This window comes from Inquilinus sp. OTU3971 (genome assembly GCF_038440215.1).
The window spans coordinates 25,245-42,149 of record NZ_JASATH010000052.1 but is presented as its reverse complement, the minus strand read 5'-3'; the positions used below and the strand labels follow the sequence as shown (position 1 = coordinate 42,149).

Genomic DNA, 16,905 nt, shown 5'->3' with positions numbered 1-16,905 from the left:
CCCCCCCCCCCCCCGGCGCCCCCCCCCCCGGCCGGCCCCGGCCCCCCCCCCCCCCCCCCCGCGGAAGGTGCTGCCGGCGCCCGGGGCGCTCTCGACCGTCAGCGTGCCGCCCAGCAGGTCGGCGATCCGGCGGCAGATCGCCAGGCCCAGCCCGGTGCCGCCGTAGCGCCGCGCGATCGATGAATCGGCCTGGATGAAGTCGCCGAAGATGCGGTCATGCATGTCGGGGGCGATGCCGATTCCGGTGTCCTTCACCGCGACATGCAGCATCGATCGCCCCCCCGGCCTCGGGTCCAGCCCGACGGTCACCTCGATGCCACCCTCCGAGGTGAATTTGACGGCGTTGCTGAGCAGGTTGATCAGCACGCGGCCGAGGCGGCGGGGATCGCTGCGCAGGATCGCCTCCGGCGGCGCGTCGATCGACAGGGTCAGCCCCAGCCCCTTGGCCGCGATCTGAGGGCGGATCAGCTCGACCGCGTCGGCCACCAGCCGGCGCAGGTCGAAATCATGCAGGTCGAGCGCCTCCTGGCTGTTCTCCAGCCGGGCGTAGTCCAGGATCCCGTCGATCAGGTCGAGCAGGGACTTGCCCGATTCCTCGGCGATCTCCAGGTAGCGGCGCTGCTCCTCGCCCAGGCGGTCGCGGTCGAGGATCTGCAACATCCCCAGCACGCCGTTCATCGGCGTCCGGATCTCATGGCTGACCACCGCCAGGAAGCGGGACTTCGCCTGGTTGGCGACCTCGGCGGCGCGTTTGGCCCGGCGCGCCTCGCGCTCCTTGGTCACCGCGCGGTTGCGGGCGGCGGCGAGTTCTGCGGTGCGCTCGCTGACCTTCTGCTCGAGTCCTTCATTCGCCTGCAGCAGATCCGTGCGCGCACCGTCTAGGGCGGTGAACAGCCGGGCATTCGCCAGGGCGATCGCAGCCTGCCCCGCCAGGACCTGCACCACCTCGAGCCGGCGCGGGCTGAAGACCCCGGTGGCGAGGTTGTTCTCGAGATAGATCAGGCCGTCGACCTGGCCCCGCTCGTCCAGCGGGGCGCACAGGATCGAGGCGACGCGGTTGGCCTGGATGTAGGGGTCCCGCAAGAATTCGGCCGAATGCTGGGCGTTGTCCAGCACCAGGGATTCGCGGGTGCGCAGCACATAGGACAGGACCGACCGGGGCACGGCGCCGCTCTCCTCCAGCCGCCCGGATCCTTCGCCGGCGAGCACCGAGATCTCCCGGTCGCGGCCGACGGCCTCGACATACAGGCCGTCGTCGCGCCGCAGCACCAGGACGCCATAGGACGCGCCGGCGCTCTCCTGGATCGCCCCCAGCACCCGCTGCACCAGCTGGCCCAGGTCGATCTCGCGCGAGATCGAATGCGCGGCCCGCAGCACCGCCCGGAAATCGATGTCGTCCTCGCCGGCCGGGCTGCCGGCCTCGCGCAGCGAGGCGCGCCCGGCGCGCGACCGCATCGCCAGGCGAGGGAATTCCTGCTCCAGCGCCGTCACCTTGGCGGCAGCCCCCCAATACCCGTACAGCGTCGCCGCCTCGCGCAGATGGGCCGTGCCGGCGACCTCGTTGCCCAGGCCGAGGCAGAAGCGCCCGGCATATTCGTTCGCCAGCGCGGCCTGATGGGTCAGCTTGGCGGCCTCGGCCCGATGGATGGCGTCGCCGTACAGGCGCAGCGCGTCGGCGGTCCGCCCCTCGGCCCGCGCCAGCTCCGCCTCGACCAGGCTGTTCATGGCGCCGAAATTATGCGGGCTCAGCTCGCTCCAGCCCCGCAGCTGGTCACAACGCGCCGCGAAATCGTCGCCGCGGTCGCCGTCATCCGCCAGCGCCGCCAGCAGCAGGAAGGCGACGCCGTCGGCTTCGACCGCGAGGCCGGCAGCGCCGGGCAGGTTCGCCAGCGTCGGGCCGATCAGGCGCCGGGCCGCGCCGAGATCCCGGAACAGCAGGGCCAGCTGCAGCCGGCGGATCAGGTAGTTGGCGCGGGCGACCAGATCCAGCGCCTGCAGATGGGCATCCTCCTCCGCCTCGCTCCGGACCCGGTCTCGGGCCATGCTGGTGGGCGCCGGCGTCCGGCCCATCAGCGCGGCGGCGAAGTCGACCTGCATCCGGCAGTGCTCGGCCGCCGTCCGGTTGCGGTCGCCGATCAGCCGCAGATGCTCCTCGCCGATGCGGGCCACCTCGGCCAGCGTCCCGCCGCTGCCCAGCAGGTGGATGACATAGGCCGAGGCATGATAGGAGCCGAACTGGATGTCGCCCATCTCGAAGCCGGCGCGGATGCCGTCGAGGTTGAGCTGCAGCGCCCCCGCCAGCGGGTGCAGCCAGTGCCGTAGGAAATAGGCGTAGACGAAGGTCACGCTGGCGGTCAGCGGGTGGCCGAGCCGGGCGTCGAGGGCGATCGCGGTCTGGGCGAAGGCGTCGGCCGTCACGCTGTCGCCCGTCATCCCCCGCAGCGTCAGGGCCAGGGTGACGATGATCCCGGGCGCCAGCGTGTCGCTGCCGTGCTGCAGCATCAGATTGGCGTTGCGCAGCGCCATCAGCGCGAACAGCGCCGGCTGCAGGGTGTTGTGCGCGTCGGGGGCCAGGCGGAACAGGATCTGCATCGCCGCCGCCAGGCGCCGGTCGCGCAGGGGCGGCAGGTCCAGCAGCACCTCGGCCGGGCGCCCGGCCATCAGCCGCTGGAACTCCGCGAATTCGGCGCCGACGGCCTCGCGCTGCTGCTCCACCGTCACCGGCAGCTCAATGCCGACCAGGCGCAGCGCCCGGCGGCCGACCTCGATCGCCTCCTGCTCCATCAGCCGCGCGTCGAGCGACACAAGCTGCAGCATGGCCAGTTGCAGCCGGTGCTCGTCGTCCTTGAGCCGCGCGGCCAGCACCTCGACCTCCCGGTCGAAGGCGACATGGTCCTGGGTCAGCATCCGGCATTCGGCCAGCAGCAGCGCGCCCTCGGCGATGTCGGCGTAGCGGGTGTCCCAGAGGCCCGGGTCGCTCAGGCGCAGCCCGGTCTCGGCGTAGTCGCGGGCCGGGGCGAAGGCCGCTGCCGCCCGGGCCTGCCGGGCCGCGATCAGGTTGATCTCGGCGCAGCGCGCCCGCAGCGCCGGGTCGTCGTCCAGCGTGCCCGCGGCATTCAGGTGCCGGGCGATGGCGAAGGCGGCGCCGGGCAACTGGGCCTCGCCGGTCCGCTCCAGCAGCAGCAGGGCGATGCGGCGATGCAGGACCTCGGGATCGTCGGCCAGCCGGTCGGCGGCCTCGCGGATCCGGTCATGGGCGAAGCCGATGCCGCCGTCGCGGGCCACCATCAGCCCCTCCGCCACGGCATCGTCGAGGATCCGCCGCAGCGGCGCGTCGTCGAGGCCGAGCACGGCGCCGAGCAGCTCCGCATCGACCTGCATGCCCAGGCAGGCGCTGGTGGTCACCACGCGCCGCAGCTCGGCCGGCAGATGGCCGATGCGATCGGCCAGGAAGCCGACCACGTTGTCGGTCGCCTCCACCGCCGCGATGCGGTCCAGGTCCCAGGGTCCGGACGGACCGATCGCGCCGGTGTCGCGCAGATGGCCCAGCAGCTGGCGGGCGAAGAGCGGGTTGCCCAGGGTCTTGGCATGCACCAGGGCGGCGGCCGCCGCTGCCTGGTCCGGCCGGCCGCGATAGGCGGCGACCAGCATGGCCTCGATATCCCCCGGCGCCAGCGGCTGCAGGGCGATGCGGCGGAGCCCGGGCAGTGCGTCGAGCACGTCCTTCAGCGCCGGTTCCAGATCCCCGTCGCGGCAGGTGCCGATCAGCAGCAGCCCGCCGGCGGGCGCGGCGGCGCAGATCGGGCCCAGCAGTTCCAGGCTGGCGCCGTCCGCCCATTGCAGATCGTCCAGCAGCAGCACCAGCGGATGGTCCGGCGCGGCGAAGACGGCGACCAGGTCCTGCACCGCCTGCGCCAGCCGGCGTCCGGCCTCGGCCGGGGCCAGCACGGCGGCCGGCGGCTGCGGCCCGATCAGCCGGTCGAGCCCCGGCACCAGCTCGGCCAGCACGCTGGCGCTGCGGCCCAGCCGGTCCAGCAGCGTGGTGCGCCAGGCCGCGACCATGGCGTCGGGCTCGGTCAGCACGCCGCGGACCAGCCCGGCGAAGGCCTGGACCAGGCCGAGATAGGGCTCGTCGCGCTGCTGCTCGAACTTGCCGGCGGCGAAACGGCCGCCGGCCTCGGCCACGCGGTCGCGCAACCCGGCCGCCAGCGCGCTCTTGCCGATGCCGGGGGCGCCGGTGACCAGCGCGGCGCCGCTGCGGCCGGACCGCGCCGCGTCGAACGCCGCCTGCAGCTCAGCCAGGGGGGCGGCCCGGCCGTACAGGATCGCGCCGTCGCCAAAGCTGTCGCCGCCGGCGGCGAGGGCAAAGGCGGCGATGCGCCCGCCCGCGGCACCCTCGGGCGCGAAGCCGGCGCGGCAGCGTCCCAGATCGGCCGCCAGGTCGGCGGCGCTGCGGTAGCGGGCGGCGGCGTCCTTCAGCAGCAGCGTCGCCACGATCTCCGCCAGCACCGGCGGAAACCCCGGCAGCAGCGCGTCCAGCGGCTCCGGACGCCGGGTGAGATGGGCGTGCAGCAGCTCCAGCCGCTCCTCGCCGGCGAAGGGCGGCCGGCCGGCGAACAGCTGGTACAGCACGGCGCCGAGCGAATAGAGATCGGCGCGGTGGTCGATCGGCCGGTTCATCCGGCCGGTCCGCTCGGGGGCGACGGCGGTCAGGTCCTCCACCGCCGGCAGGGCCTCGGCCGGAACGGAGTCGCCGCGGTCGAGCAGCACGGCGCCGCCGAAATCGATGTAGTTGACCCGGTGATCCGCCGGGTTGACCACGATGTTGTGGGCCGACAGGTCGCCATGCAGCACGCCGCGCTCATGCACATGGGCGAGGCCGATGGCCAGGGCCTCCGCGACCGCGATCCGGCCGGCGAGGTCCGGCGGCGCCGCGGCGATCCAGTCGGACAGGGTGATCCCGCCGATATCCTCCAGCACCAGGGCCGGCCCTTCCGGGCCGTCCGGCTGCAGCCCGACCGGACGGACCACGAGATCGGAGTCGAAGCGGGCCAGAAGCTCGTGCTCGCGCCGCAACCGGTCGACCAAGCCGACCGCCGGCTCGCCAAGCGCCTCCTTCAGCACGACCGGGCGGCCGTCGTCGAGGACGGCCCGGATCACCGTGGTGGTGGCGGTGCGGTGGATGACCTCGCGGCGACGAAGGCGATGGGCGACGTCCGGCACGGTTGTCATCTCCCGGGGGCAAGGCTGGCGCCACCCTTGATCAACCTAGAGTAGCACTTCCGTCAACGCCCCGGTGATCCGCAGCTGCGGTTGCAGGCCTGCGGCTTTTCGCTGGAGGAACCACGGCCGCGGTGTCATGCTGGCGGTATAGTCCACTGCATTTTGATGACGCCATGATTCCGCCCCGGCCTCAGGCCAACGACAATTACAATCCGGCAGATGCCTGCGCGCTGCAGATCGGCGAGGTGAAGCGCCGCTTCGTCGCCAGGATCGCCTGCGCCGCGCAGGGAGGCCAGGGTTCCCGGTTCGCCGCCGTGTCGGATCGGTCCGTCCCGGAACCGCCCGAGGATCTCTGACGGGACGCCGGGCGGAGATCCGATCGCCAGCCGGTCAGCGGCGGCCGGGCGGCTCCGCCGTGGTCGCGCGGACGATCAGCTCCGTCGCCAGCCGCTGCGCCGTGCCGTGGGACGGCCCGGACTCGATCTGCGCCAGCAGCATCTCGATGGCCGCCCGGCCGGCGTCATTCGAGCGGGAGGAGATGGTGGTCAGCGGCGGATAGGTGCGGGCGCCCAGCACGTCGTCGCAGCCGACCACGCTGAACCCGGCCGGAACCTCGACCCCCAGCCCGGCCAGGCCGGCCAGCAGGCCCTGCGCCACCAGGTCGTCGAAGGCGATCGCCGCGGTGGTGCGGGCGGACAGCACGGCCGAGGCTGCCGCCATCCCGCCCTCATAGGACGGCCGCTCGGCGGCGACCTCGACGGCCTCGACCCCCAGCTCCTCCGCCGTCCGCAGCACCGCCGTCCGCCGCTGCTGGTTCGACCAGGAGGAGGGCGGACCGCCGATATAGGCGATGTGCCGGTGCCCCAGCGCCTGCAGGTGACGGACCGCCATCGCGGTGCCGGGCGCGCTGTCGATCAGCACCCGGTCCAGCCCCTCGATGTCGCGGTTGACCAGCACCACCGGCCGCCGGCCGCGCAGCGCCCGGATCGCGTCGTCGCCCAGGCGCGACGAGGCCAGGACGAAGCCGTCGACCTGCGCCGCCATCTTGCCGGTCAGCCGCTCCTCCTGGGCCGGGTCCTCGTCCGAATCGCCGAGGAAGACGCACAGGCCGGCGGCATCCGCCCGGGCCTCGGCCGCCCGGATCAGCGGCGGGAAGAAGGGGTTGGCGACGTCCGGCACGATCAGCGCGATGTTGCCGTAGCGGCCGGTCGACAGCGCCCGGGCCACCTGGTTCGGGGCATAGCCCAGCCGCGCGGCGACGGCCATGACATGGGCGACGGTCCGCGGGCTCAGCATCCCCGGCCGGCTGAAGGCACGCGACACGGTCGACCGCGCCACGCCCGCGGCGCGGGCCACCTGCTCGATCGTCGGGATGGATTTCGGCGGCTGGTCCATGGGGGCCCGCTGGTTCGGCTGCCACAGTCTTAGCGCGGCGGAGCGAAATGGTACATCGCTTCAAATTTGATCGTGCAACCGGTTGCGACTTGACATGCAACCGGTTGCACAACACCCTTGCGCCAGAAGGCCCGCAACGATCGGGCCGGCAGCAAGGGGGACTTCATGGGGACGTTCGACTGGGCGGTGCTGTGGGCCTATTTCCTGCTGATGGTCGGCATCGGCGTCTGGGCCCGCAGCCAGATCAAGACGGCGGCCGATTTCTTCACCGCCGGCGGCCGGATGCCGTGGTGGCTGTCCGGCGTGTCGCACCACATGTCCGGCTACAGCGCCGCGGTCTTCGTCGGCTATGCCGCGATCGCCTATACGGCGGGCTTCACCCTCTATGTCTGGTGGGCGATCGGCATCGCCTTCGCCATGGTGGTCGGGTCGGTGCTGTTCGCACCGCGCTGGTCGCGGCTGCGGCAGCGGCTGGCGATCATCTCGCCGCTGGAATACCTGTCGACCCGCTACAATATCCCGACCCAGCAGGTGCTGGCCTGGAGCGGCGGGGCGCTGAAGATCTTTGACGTCGGCGCGAAATGGACCGCGACCGCCCTGCTGCTGAAGGTGTTCGCCGATGTGCCGCTGGTCTGGGGCGTGCTGCTGACCGGCGGTGTCACCCTGATCTACTCCACCATCGGCGGCCTATGGGCCGACGCGCTGACCGATTTCAGCCAGTTCATCATCCAGCTCTTGGCCGGCATTGTCCTGTTCGTCGCGGTGCTGGCCAAGCTGGGCGGCGTCTCGGCGCTGTGGACCATCTGGGACCAGCTGCCGCCGGGCCATTCCCAGCCCTTCAACGGCCAGTACACGATCGTCTTCGTGCTGGTCTATCTGCTGATCAACACCCTGTCCTATAACGGCGGCACCTGGAACCTGGCGCAGCGCTTCATCGCCGCGCCGACCGGCGGTGACGCGCGCAAGGCGGCGCTGCTGTCCGCCGCCCTCTACCTGGTGTGGCCGCTGATCCTGTTCTTCCCGATGTGGGCGGCGCCGATCCTGCTGCCGAACCTGGACCAGCCGCAGCAATCCTATGCGCTCCTGACCCAGAGCCTGCTGCCGACCGGCCTGGTGGGGCTGGTGCTGGCCGGGATGTTCGCGCACACCATGGCCATGACCTCCTCCGACGCCAACGCCGTCTCGGCCGTCGTCACCCGCGACATCCTGCCGGTGATCTGGAAGGGCGCGCGCCGGATGTCCGGCCGGACCGAGCTGTTCATCGGCCGGCTCAGCACCTTCCTGTTCATCGCCCTGTCGATGGGCATCGCGCTGACGGCCGACAGCTTCGGCGGCGTGCTGGGGCTGATCATCCTGTGGTTCGGCGCGCTGGTCGGGCCGATCGCGATCCCGATGCTGTTCGGCATGCTGCCGGCCTTCCGGCGCTGCGGCCCGACCGCGGCGCTGGCATCCTGGGCCACCGGGCTCGTCGTCTTCGTCCTGGTGAAATATGTCTTCGTCGACCAGATCAAGGCGCTGAACCCGGACTGGACCACCTCGATCACGGTGGCCGGGCCGGTGCTGTGCTCGCTGGCCGTGTTCACCGTGATCGGGCTGGTGGCGCCGTGGCGGAACGCCGAGGCCGACGCCCTGATCGACGCGCTGGAGAGCGACGAGACGGCGGCGGCCGGCATCCCCGCCCAAAGCCCGAGCGCCAGCCGTGCCTGAGATCGTCTCGATCGCCGATCCGGCGGCGCTGCGCCGGGCCACCGCCCGCCATCTGGTCGACGACGTCCTGGCCTGGTGGCTGGCCAACGGCCCGGACGACCGCCATGGCGGGGTCTTCACCTGCTGGTCGAACGACGGCGGCCGGCTGCTGTCGCGCGACAAATACACCTGGTCGCAGGGGCGGTGGGTCTGGCTGATGGCGCGGCTGGCCCGCGCCGGGCGGCGCGGCCTGGTCGACATCGACCCGGCCACCTGCCTCGGCCGGGCCCGCCGCACCGCGGTCCTGCTGCGTAATCATGCTTTGCTGCCCGACGGCAGCACCGCCTGGCTGCTGGCGCAGGACGGCCCGCCGAAGCCGCCGGCGCCGGGGCAGGAGCTGCACGCCAGCGTCTTTGCCGACCTGTTCACCGCCCTCGGCTTCGCCGCGCTGGCGGCGGAGAGCGGGGAGGGGGAATGGGGCGAGCTGGCAGAGCGGTTGCTGGCGAATGCCGCCGCCCGCATCGCCGCCGGCACCGCGCGCACCGAGCCCTATCCGATCCGGGCCGGCTTCCGCGGCTTCTCGCTGCCGATGATCCTGGTCGGTGTCGGGGCCGAGGTGCTGGACGCGACCGGCTCCGCGGTCGCCGCCGACACGGTGCTGGGCGCGGTGCGCGAGATCAAAACCGCATTCCTGGCCGGCGACGACATCGCCGAGATGGTGTCGGCATCGACGGATGATGCCGACACGCTGCTGGCCCGCCACCGCACCCCGGGCCATGTGCTGGAAGCCTGCTGGTTCCTGCTGCAGGCCGGCCGGTCGCTGCGGCGCGGGGGCATCGCGGCCGGCTCCCCTCTGTTCGATGCCGGCACCCTTGCGGACGTCGCCGTCCACGCCGCGGCGCTGGGCTGGGACGAGGACCAGGGCGGCCTGTTCCGCTATGCCGACCGCGACGGCGGCGCGCCGCGCGGCCGTCGGACCGGCGACCGCTATGAGGACCTCGTCGTCGACACCTGGGACACCAAGCTGTGGTGGCCGCATGCCGAGGCGCTGTACACGCTGGCGCTGCTGCATCTCGAGACCGGGCGGCGCGACCTCGCCGCCTGGCACGACCGGCTGGCGGACTACACGTACCGGGTCTTCCCCGCCGGCCCGGGCGGCGAATGGGTACAGATCCGCGACCGCGCCGGGGCGCCGCTCGACAAGACGGTGGCGCTGCCGGTCAAGGACCCGTTCCATATCGCCCGGGCCCTGCTGCTGACGATCGAAAGGCTGGCGGAGGCATCGCCGGCCGAACGGAGCTCTGAATGACCATGCCCGCATCCGCCCCGGCCGGCGGCATCGATGTTCAGGTCCATCCCAGCCGCGCCGCGATGGGCCGGGCCGCCGCATCCGTCGTGGCGGCGAAGCTGCGGCGCCTGCTGCAGGACGGCGGGTCCGCCCGCATGATCTTCGCCGCGGCGCCGAGCCAGGCCGAGATGCTCGACGCTTTGGTGGCGGAGCCCGGCATCGACTGGGGCCGCGTCACCGCCTTCCACATGGATGAGTATATCGGCCTGGCGCCGGACGCGCCGACGCGCTTCGCCCTGTGGCTGCGGCGCCAGCTTTTCGACCGGCTGCCCTTCGGCGCCGTCCACCTGATCGACCCCGGCGAGACCCCGGCCGCGGCCGCCGCTGAGTACGCGCGCGTCCTGGCGCAGGCGCCGATCGACATCGTCTGCCTCGGCATCGGCGTGAACGGCCACCTCGCCTTCAACGACCCGCCGGTGGCCGACCTGACCGACCCGCTGGATGTGAAGGTGGTGGAGCTCGACGCCGTCTGCCGACAGCAGCAGGTCGACGATGGCTGCTTCCCCGGGCTCGCCGACGTGCCGACCCACGCCATCACCCTGACGGTGCCGCGGCTGCTGCGCGCCGACCGGCTGGTCTGCGTGGTGCCGGGCGCCGCCAAGCGCGAGGCGGTGCGCCGCGCCCTGAACGACCGGATCGGCGCGGCCTGCCCGGCGACGGCCCTGCGCCGGCATCCCGCCGTGACCCTGTTCCTGGACCCGGAGTCGAACCCCCATGGCTGACATCGACGCCGACGCCCTCTGCGCCGCCTATCTCGACCGCACGCAGGAGCTGATGCGCACGATCCTGGAGACCGAGCGCAACAGCCTGGACCGCGCCGCGGCCCGCCTGGCCGACCAGATCGAAGCCGACCGGCTGGTCCATGTCTTCGGCCCCGGCGGCCATTCCAACCTGGCGGCGCAGGAGATCTTCTTCCGCGCCGGCGGGCTGATGCATGTCTCGGCCATCCTCGACGAGGGCACGCTGCTGTCGAACGGCGCCCTGCGGTCGATGGCGATCGAGCGCACGCCGGGCTATGGCCGGGTGGTGATTGCCGATCGCGGCCTGGGGCCGGACGACCTGCTGATCCTGGTCAACGCCTACGGCATCAACGCCGCGCTGATCGATGCGGCGATCGAGGCGAAGCGGCGCGGTGCCTTCGTCATCGGGGTCAGCTCGCGCGGCCATGCCGACCAGACCGCGCCGGACCATCCCGCCCGCCACCCGACCAAGCAGAACCTGCACGACCTGGCCGACATCGCCATCGACACCAAGGTGCCGGTCGGCGATGCCGTCGTGCGGATCCCGGGGGTGGGCGAGCCGGTGGCGGCCGTCTCCACCTTCGCCAACGCCTTCGCGCTGAACTGCCTGATCATCCGCACCATCGCCAAACTGGCCGAGCGCGGCATCGAGCCGCCGGTCTGGCGCAGCGGCAACGCCCCGGGCGGCGACGAGGCCAATAGCCGCTTCATCGGCCGGTTCCGCGGCCGGGTGCGGTCGCTGTGATCACCGGCCGCGACCCGGCCACCGGCCGCAGCCTGGCGGTCACGGTCGCGGACGGCCGCATCGCCGCGATCGAGGACGGCCCGGCGGGCGAGACGGCGTGGCTGTCGGCCGGGCTGGTCGACCTGCAGGTCAACGGCTTCGCCGGGCACGACCTGAACGGCGGCGGCCTGGTGCCGGAGACGGTGACGCGGCTGGCATCGGTGCTGCGGGAAGGCGGCGTCACCAGCTTCCTGCCGACGCTGATCACCGCCTCCGAGGCCTCGATCACCGCGGCGCTTTCCGCCATCGCCGCGGCCCGGGCGGCCGATCCGCTGATGCCCCACGCCATCCCGGCGGTGCATGTCGAAGGCCCGCACATCTCGCCGGAAGACGGGCCGCGCGGGGCGCATCCGCGCGACCAGGTGCGGCCGCCGGACCTCGCCGAATTCGACCGCTGGCAGGCGGCCTGCGATGGCCTCGTCGGGCTGGTCACCCTGTCGCCGCATCACGAGGGCGCGCCCGACTACATCCGTGGCCTCACGGCGCGCGGCGTCCATGTCGCGATCGGCCACACCGACGCCTCGCCGGCACAGATCGCGGCGGCGATCGAGGCCGGGGCGAGCTTGTCGACCCATCTCGGCAACGGTATCGCCGCGATGCTGCCGCGCCATCCGAACCCGATCTGGTCGCAGCTGGCCGAGGACCGGCTGACCGCCAGCTTCATCGCCGACGGCCACCACCTGCCGGCCGAAGTGTTCAGGGCGATGCTGCGGGCCAAGGGGCTGGACCGCGCCGTGCTGGTCTCCGACGCGGCGGCGCTGGGCGGCCTGCCGCCCGGCCTCTACGACCAGCCGATCGGCGGCCGGGTCGAGCTGACGGCCGACGGGCGGCTCCGCCTCGCCGGCACGCCCTTGCTGGCCGGCGCCGCCCGGCCGCTGAAGCAGGACGTCGCCCTCGCCATCGAGATGGCCGGGATCTCGCTGGCCGACGCCCTGCGTCTCGCCACCGTCAATCCCGGCCGCTTCGCCGGCGCGCGCGGCGTGCTGGCCGTGGGCGCGCCGGCCGACCTGATCCGCTTCCGCTGGGCCCCGGGCGACCCGGATCTGGCCATCGACACCGTCCTGGCCCTGGGCGAGGAGCGGCCGTGAGCGACCTGGTGCCCGCCGGCGCGGCTGTGATCGACGTGACGCCGCCGGCCGGCCTCGCCATGTCCGGTTTCGCCGCGCGCACCAGCCCCGCCACCGGCGCGCACGATCCGCTGACCGTCCGGGCCGTGGCGGTCGGCGAGACGGCGCTGGTGGTCGCCGACGCCATCGGCCTGCACGAGGACAGCTGCCGCCGGATCCGCGACCGCGCCGGGCTCGCCGCCGGGCATCTGATCGTCGCCGCCACTCACACCCATGGCGGGCCCGTCGCCATGCCGGGACGGCTCGGCACGGGGCCGGACCCGGCCTGGCTGCAGCGGCTGGAGGATGCCTGCGTCCAGGTCGCCGCCGAGGCCCGCGCCGCGCGGCGGCCGGCCCGGCTGGGCTTCGGCATGGGCGCGGACCCGGGCATCGCCCGCAACCGTCGCCACGCCGGCGGCCCGGTCGACCCGGCGCTGCCGGTGTTGCGCATCCGGGAGGAGGGCGGGGCGGCGATTGCGGTGCTGGCCTGCCACGCTCTGCATCCGGTGGTGCTGGGCGCCGACAACACGCTGTTCACCGCCGACTATCCGGGCGCGGTCCGCCGCCACCTGGAGGCGGCGCATCCCGGCGCCGTCGCGATCTTCCTCACTGGCTGCACCGGCGACATCAACACCGGCCATCCGGCGCATGCATCGATCTCCACCGCGCCGCGGCCGGACCGGACCTTTGCCGAGGCCGAACGCATCGGCGCCCGGATCGCGCAATCGGCGCTGCAGGCGCCGGAGCAGCCGCTCGGCGGCGACATCCGCGCCGCATCGACCGAGCTGATGTTGCCTTTGGCGCGGACCGAAACCGAGGCGCCGGTTGTCCTGGCGGATGCCTGGCGCCGGGAGGCCGCGGCGGCGGACCCGGCCCGGGCGGCCCTGCTGCGATGCTGGATCGACTGGGCCGAACGGGTGGCGCCCCGGCCGCTGGCCCCATGGCCGGCCCGGGTCACCCTGTTCGACTGGGGCGGCGCGCGGCTGATCGGCCTGCCGGGCGAGATCTTCGCCCGGACCGGGCTCGACCTGCGCCGGGCGCTGGACGGCGACCCGCTTGCCGGCCGCACCATGACGTTCGGCTTCGCCGATGGCTGCCCCGGCTACATCCCGCCGGCCGGCGAGTACCGGCACGGCGGCTATGAGGTGGAGGAGGCGCACCGCTACTACGGCCTGCCGGCCGCCTTCGCGCCCGGCGCCGCCGAGAGGCTGGTCGACGCCGCGATCGGCCTGACGCGCCGCTGAGCAGCGCGTCAGTGTCCGCAAAGCCTCAGGCGAGGTATCGCTTGAACCAGGCGATCGTCCGGTCCCAGGCCAGCTTGGCCGCCGCCTCGTCGTAGCGCGGCGTCGAGTCGTTGTGGAAACCATGGGTGACGCCGGGATAGATGTAGGCCTCGTAGGTCTTGCCCCCTGCCTTCAGCGCCGCCTCATAGGCAGGCCAGCCCTTGTTGATGTCAGCATCATTCTCGGCGTAGTGCAGCAGCAGGGGCGCCTCGATGCGCGGCACGTCCTCCGGCTTCACCTGCGGTCCATAGAACGGCACGGCGGCGGCCAGCTCGGGATAGGCGACGGCCGCGGCGTTGGCGACGCCGCCGCCGTAGCAGAAGCCGGTGATGCCGACCTTGCCGGTGATCAGCTCGCTCCGCATCAGGAACTCGACCGCGGCGAAGAAGTCGTTCATCAGCTTGACGCGATCGACCGTCCGCTGCAGCTCGCGCCCCTTGTCGTCGTTGCCGGGATAGCCGCCGACCGAGCTCAGCCCGTCGGGGGCGAGCGCGATGAAGCCAGCCTTCGCCACGCGCCGCGCCACATCCTCGATATAGGGGTTCAGGCCGCGGTTCTCATGGACCACGACCACGCCCGCCACCTTGCCGGCGGCCTTGGCCGGGCGGACCAGATAGCCGCGGACCTCGCCATTGCCCTTGGGCGATGGGTAGGTGATGTACTCCGCGACGATGTCCGGGTCGGTGAACTCGACCTGCTGCGCCATCGCATAGTTCGGGCTCAGCGAGGCGAGGATGGCCGCCGCGCTCAGCCCGGTGACGGCGAAGGTGCCGGCGCGGTCGAGGAACTCGCGCTTCGTGATCCTGCCATGGACGTAGAAGTCGTAGAGCTCGAGCAGCTCCGGGTCAAAGTCCTGTGCCGTAAGACGGGTCATGAGGTCCTCCCCTTTCCATGAGGCCGCCTCAGGACTCCTGAAGCGGCTCCACGCACCTCACGTTCGTCACGACCAGACCCGTCGGTTGCAGACCTATTTCGCCAGCTCGGCCCGGATCTTGTCGACCTCGGCGGCGCTCATCTCGCCGACCGTGGTGACCTTGCCGTCCTGGATGCGCCACAGCCGGAACGGGCCGGTGATGTCGCCGTACTGGTCGAAGCTCACCGGGCCGATCACGCCCTCGTACTTGATCGGCTTGCCGTCCTTGATCAACTGCAGCGCCTTGGCGAACTCGTCCTTGCCGGCATGGATCGGCGTGCCGCCCTCGGCCACCACCTGCGGGATCGCCGCCTTGATCGCCGCGGCGTCGGCCTTGCCGGCCTTGGCGATGGCCAGCCCGACGATGGCGCCGGCGTCGTAGGAGCGGTCGGCCGCAGGCGCGTCCGGCTTGATGCCGCCGGAGAACGCCTCATAGGCGCCGTAGAAATAGTCGGTCGATGCCGTCTTGCTGGTGCCCGACGAGGTGCCGTAGGCGTCGTTCAGATACTGCGCGCCGACGCTGTCGATGAAGTCGCTTGAATTCATGCCGTCATTGAGCAGCAGCTTCTGCGCGCCGCCGCCCGAGATCCAGGCGCGGGCGATGGTGGCGCCGTCGACCGGGGTGCTGACCAGGTACAGCGCCTCCGGCTCGCCCGCCATGGCGGCGCTGGCCTCGGCGGAATAGCTCGCCTGCTGCTCGTTGTAGGGCGTGGTCGAGGTGATGGTGCCGCCGAGCTTGGTGTAGGCGGCCGAGAACTCGCGGACGATGTTGACGCCGAAATCGTTGTTGACGTGGATGATGGCGATCTTCTTCAGGCCCTGGTCGAGGGCGTATTTCGCCGCCGCCGTGCCCTGCAGCGCGTCCGAGGTGATGGTGCGGAAGAACACGCCGTTGGTCTTGCCGTCCCGGCCCAGCGCGGTCAGCGTCGGCGAGGAGGAGGCGGGCGACACCTGCACCACCCCGGCCGGCGCCGTCACTGAGGTCAGGATCGGGATCGACACCGAGGAGATGATGCCGCCGATCACCACCGGCACCTTCTTGATGTTGACCAGCTGCGTCGCCTGGTCGACGGCGACGGTGCCCTGGCTCTGGCTGTCGCGGGTGTCGGTCACCAGGTTGCAGCCGGCGGCGCCGCCGGCCTCGTTGATGTCGCGGAACGCCATCTCGACCGATTTGGCGCCGGCCTGGCCATAGGCGCCGGCCGGGCCGGTCAGCTCCATCACCAGCCCGACGGTGATGTCGCAGGCGGCGGCCGGCAAGGCGGGTGCGGCGACGGCCGCCACCAGGGCGGTGGTCAGAAGGAACTTTTTCATTGCTGTACTCCCTGTCTGTTGGGCCGGCGACCTGCCGCCGGCCGTTGTTTGACGACGGTCAGGCGGCACCCTTGTTCAGATTGTATTTCATGATCGCGCCGTGGCGGCCGTGGCGGTCGCGCTCCAGCGTGAAGACGTCGCCTTCGATCTCCCGCGCCCCCGCCAGCGCCTCGGCGATCAGGGCATGGTCCTCCTCGGTCAAGCCGAGACCGGCGATGGCGAGGTTGGCCGCGAGGTGGTCGCGGTTGCGGGCGCCGACGATCACCGCCGCCACGCCCGGCCGGCCGAGCATCGCGGCGCTGGCGACCGTGGCGATGTCGCTGCCCTGCCGGTCGGCGACCCGGCGCAGCGCCTGCAGCAGGGCCTGGAACAGGTCCCAGCCGCCGAAATCGTCGATGATCAGCTTGTATTTGACCAGCGACCGGTTCTCCAGCGCCTCCACCGCCGGCTCCGTCACGCCCAGCCAGCGGTCGCCCAGGAAGCCGCCGGCGACGGTGCCGTAGCACAGGAAGGCGACGCCGTTCTCGGCCGCGGCCCGGGCCATCCGCCCCTCCGGCCGGCGGTCGAGCAGCGAGTATTGCACCTGCATGGTGGCGAGCGGCACGCCGGCCTGCACGATCTCCAGCATGTGGTCGGTGTCAAAATTGGTGCCGCCGATCTTGTGGATCTTGCCGGCGCGGTGCAGCTCCTCGAGCCACAGCGCCGCCTCGCGCCAGCGCGGCGCGTCGTAGTCCCACCAGTGGAACTGCACGAGGTCCAGCCGCTCCAGGCCCAGGCGCCGCAGCGACTGGTCGATCACGGCCTCGACATCGGCCTTGCCGATCCGCGGCAGCACGTCCAGGTCGGGCACGAATTTGGTGTGAATCTTGATCCGGCCCAGCGCCTCCGCCCCGCGCAGGTCGCGATACTGCCGCCGGAAGCGGCCGATCATCTCCTCGACGCCGGTGTAGATGTCGGCGCAGTCGAAGGTGGTGATGCCGGCGTCGGCGAAGGCCACCAGGTCGGCCACCGGGTCGTCGCTGCGGACCGTGCCGTGGCCGCTCGACAGCTGCCAGCCGCCGCGGATCACGCGCGAGATCTCGTAGTCCGGGGCCAGCGGGAATCTCTGCATGG

The 16,905-nt window shown here is 72.3% G+C and carries 12 protein-coding genes; 7 read left to right on the top strand and 5 right to left on the bottom strand.

What is annotated here, in order from left to right; genetic code table 11:
* A partial coding sequence (locus AAHM41_RS15405; protein WP_342237439.1) for an AAA family ATPase occupies positions 1 to 5,223 on the bottom strand: 5,223 nt, incomplete at its 3' end.
* Positions 5,224 to 5,396: 173 nt separating this feature from the next.
* On the opposite strand from AAHM41_RS15405, the gene AAHM41_RS15400 reads away from it, so the two are divergent.
* Positions 5,397 to 5,579, top strand: a complete 183-nt coding sequence (locus AAHM41_RS15400) for a hypothetical protein (protein ID WP_342237438.1) — start codon at positions 5,397 to 5,399, stop codon at positions 5,577 to 5,579.
* 34 nt (positions 5,580 to 5,613) lie between these two features.
* On the opposite strand, the gene AAHM41_RS15395 is transcribed toward AAHM41_RS15400, so the two are convergent.
* Positions 5,614 to 6,618, bottom strand: coding sequence for a LacI family DNA-binding transcriptional regulator (locus tag AAHM41_RS15395; protein ID WP_342237437.1), 1,005 nt, complete (start codon positions 6,616 to 6,618; stop codon positions 5,614 to 5,616).
* 165 nt (positions 6,619 to 6,783) lie between these two features.
* Here AAHM41_RS15395 and AAHM41_RS15390 point away from each other — a divergent pair, with 165 nt between their 5' ends.
* From AAHM41_RS15390 to AAHM41_RS15365, 6 genes are read left to right on the top strand one after another with little or no spacing between them, the layout of a single operon-like run.
* On the top strand, positions 6,784 to 8,325 hold the full coding sequence (locus tag AAHM41_RS15390) for a sodium:solute symporter family protein (protein ID WP_342237436.1): 1,542 nt from the start codon (positions 6,784 to 6,786) through the stop codon (positions 8,323 to 8,325).
* Positions 8,318 to 9,613 carry an AGE family epimerase/isomerase gene (locus AAHM41_RS15385; protein WP_342237435.1) on the top strand — a complete coding sequence of 432 codons (1,296 nt, stop codon included), beginning with the start codon at positions 8,318 to 8,320 and terminating at the stop codon, positions 9,611 to 9,613. Before AAHM41_RS15390 ends, AAHM41_RS15385 begins: the two co-directional genes overlap by 8 nt.
* Positions 9,610 to 10,374: a glucosamine-6-phosphate deaminase gene (locus tag AAHM41_RS15380; RefSeq protein ID WP_342237434.1), complete on the top strand. Its 765-nt coding sequence runs from the start codon at positions 9,610 to 9,612 to the stop codon at positions 10,372 to 10,374. Before AAHM41_RS15385 ends, AAHM41_RS15380 begins: the two co-directional genes overlap by 4 nt.
* A complete protein-coding gene (locus AAHM41_RS15375; protein WP_342237433.1) occupies positions 10,367 to 11,137 on the top strand; it encodes an SIS domain-containing protein in 771 nt (256 codons plus the stop codon). Before AAHM41_RS15380 ends, AAHM41_RS15375 begins: the two co-directional genes overlap by 8 nt.
* Positions 11,134 to 12,264: an N-acetylglucosamine-6-phosphate deacetylase gene (locus AAHM41_RS15370; RefSeq protein ID WP_342237432.1), complete on the top strand. Its 1,131-nt coding sequence runs from the start codon at positions 11,134 to 11,136 to the stop codon at positions 12,262 to 12,264. Before AAHM41_RS15375 ends, AAHM41_RS15370 begins: the two co-directional genes overlap by 4 nt.
* The gene (locus AAHM41_RS15365; protein WP_342237431.1) at positions 12,261 to 13,526 is read left to right on the top strand and encodes a hypothetical protein; all 1,266 of its coding nucleotides are present in this window, start codon (positions 12,261 to 12,263) and stop codon (positions 13,524 to 13,526) included. Before AAHM41_RS15370 ends, AAHM41_RS15365 begins: the two co-directional genes overlap by 4 nt.
* Before the next feature lie 25 nt (positions 13,527 to 13,551).
* Here AAHM41_RS15365 and yghX read toward each other — a convergent pair whose 3' ends face one another.
* The 3 genes from yghX to AAHM41_RS15350 all read right to left on the bottom strand — a co-directional run bounded on the left by yghX (position 13,552) and on the right by AAHM41_RS15350 (position 16,903).
* Complete coding sequence (gene yghX, locus AAHM41_RS15360; RefSeq protein WP_342237430.1) at positions 13,552 to 14,439, bottom strand: YghX family hydrolase; 888 nt, start codon at positions 14,437 to 14,439, stop codon at positions 13,552 to 13,554.
* A gap of 93 nt (positions 14,440 to 14,532) precedes the next feature.
* Positions 14,533 to 15,792 carry an ABC transporter substrate-binding protein gene (locus AAHM41_RS15355; RefSeq protein ID WP_342237429.1) on the bottom strand — a complete coding sequence of 420 codons (1,260 nt, stop codon included), beginning with the start codon at positions 15,790 to 15,792 and terminating at the stop codon, positions 14,533 to 14,535.
* 58 nt (positions 15,793 to 15,850) lie between these two features.
* Positions 15,851 to 16,903, bottom strand: coding sequence for an aldo/keto reductase (locus AAHM41_RS15350; RefSeq protein WP_342237428.1), 1,053 nt, complete (start codon positions 16,901 to 16,903; stop codon positions 15,851 to 15,853).
* Between the last annotated feature and the right edge of the window lie 2 nt (positions 16,904 to 16,905).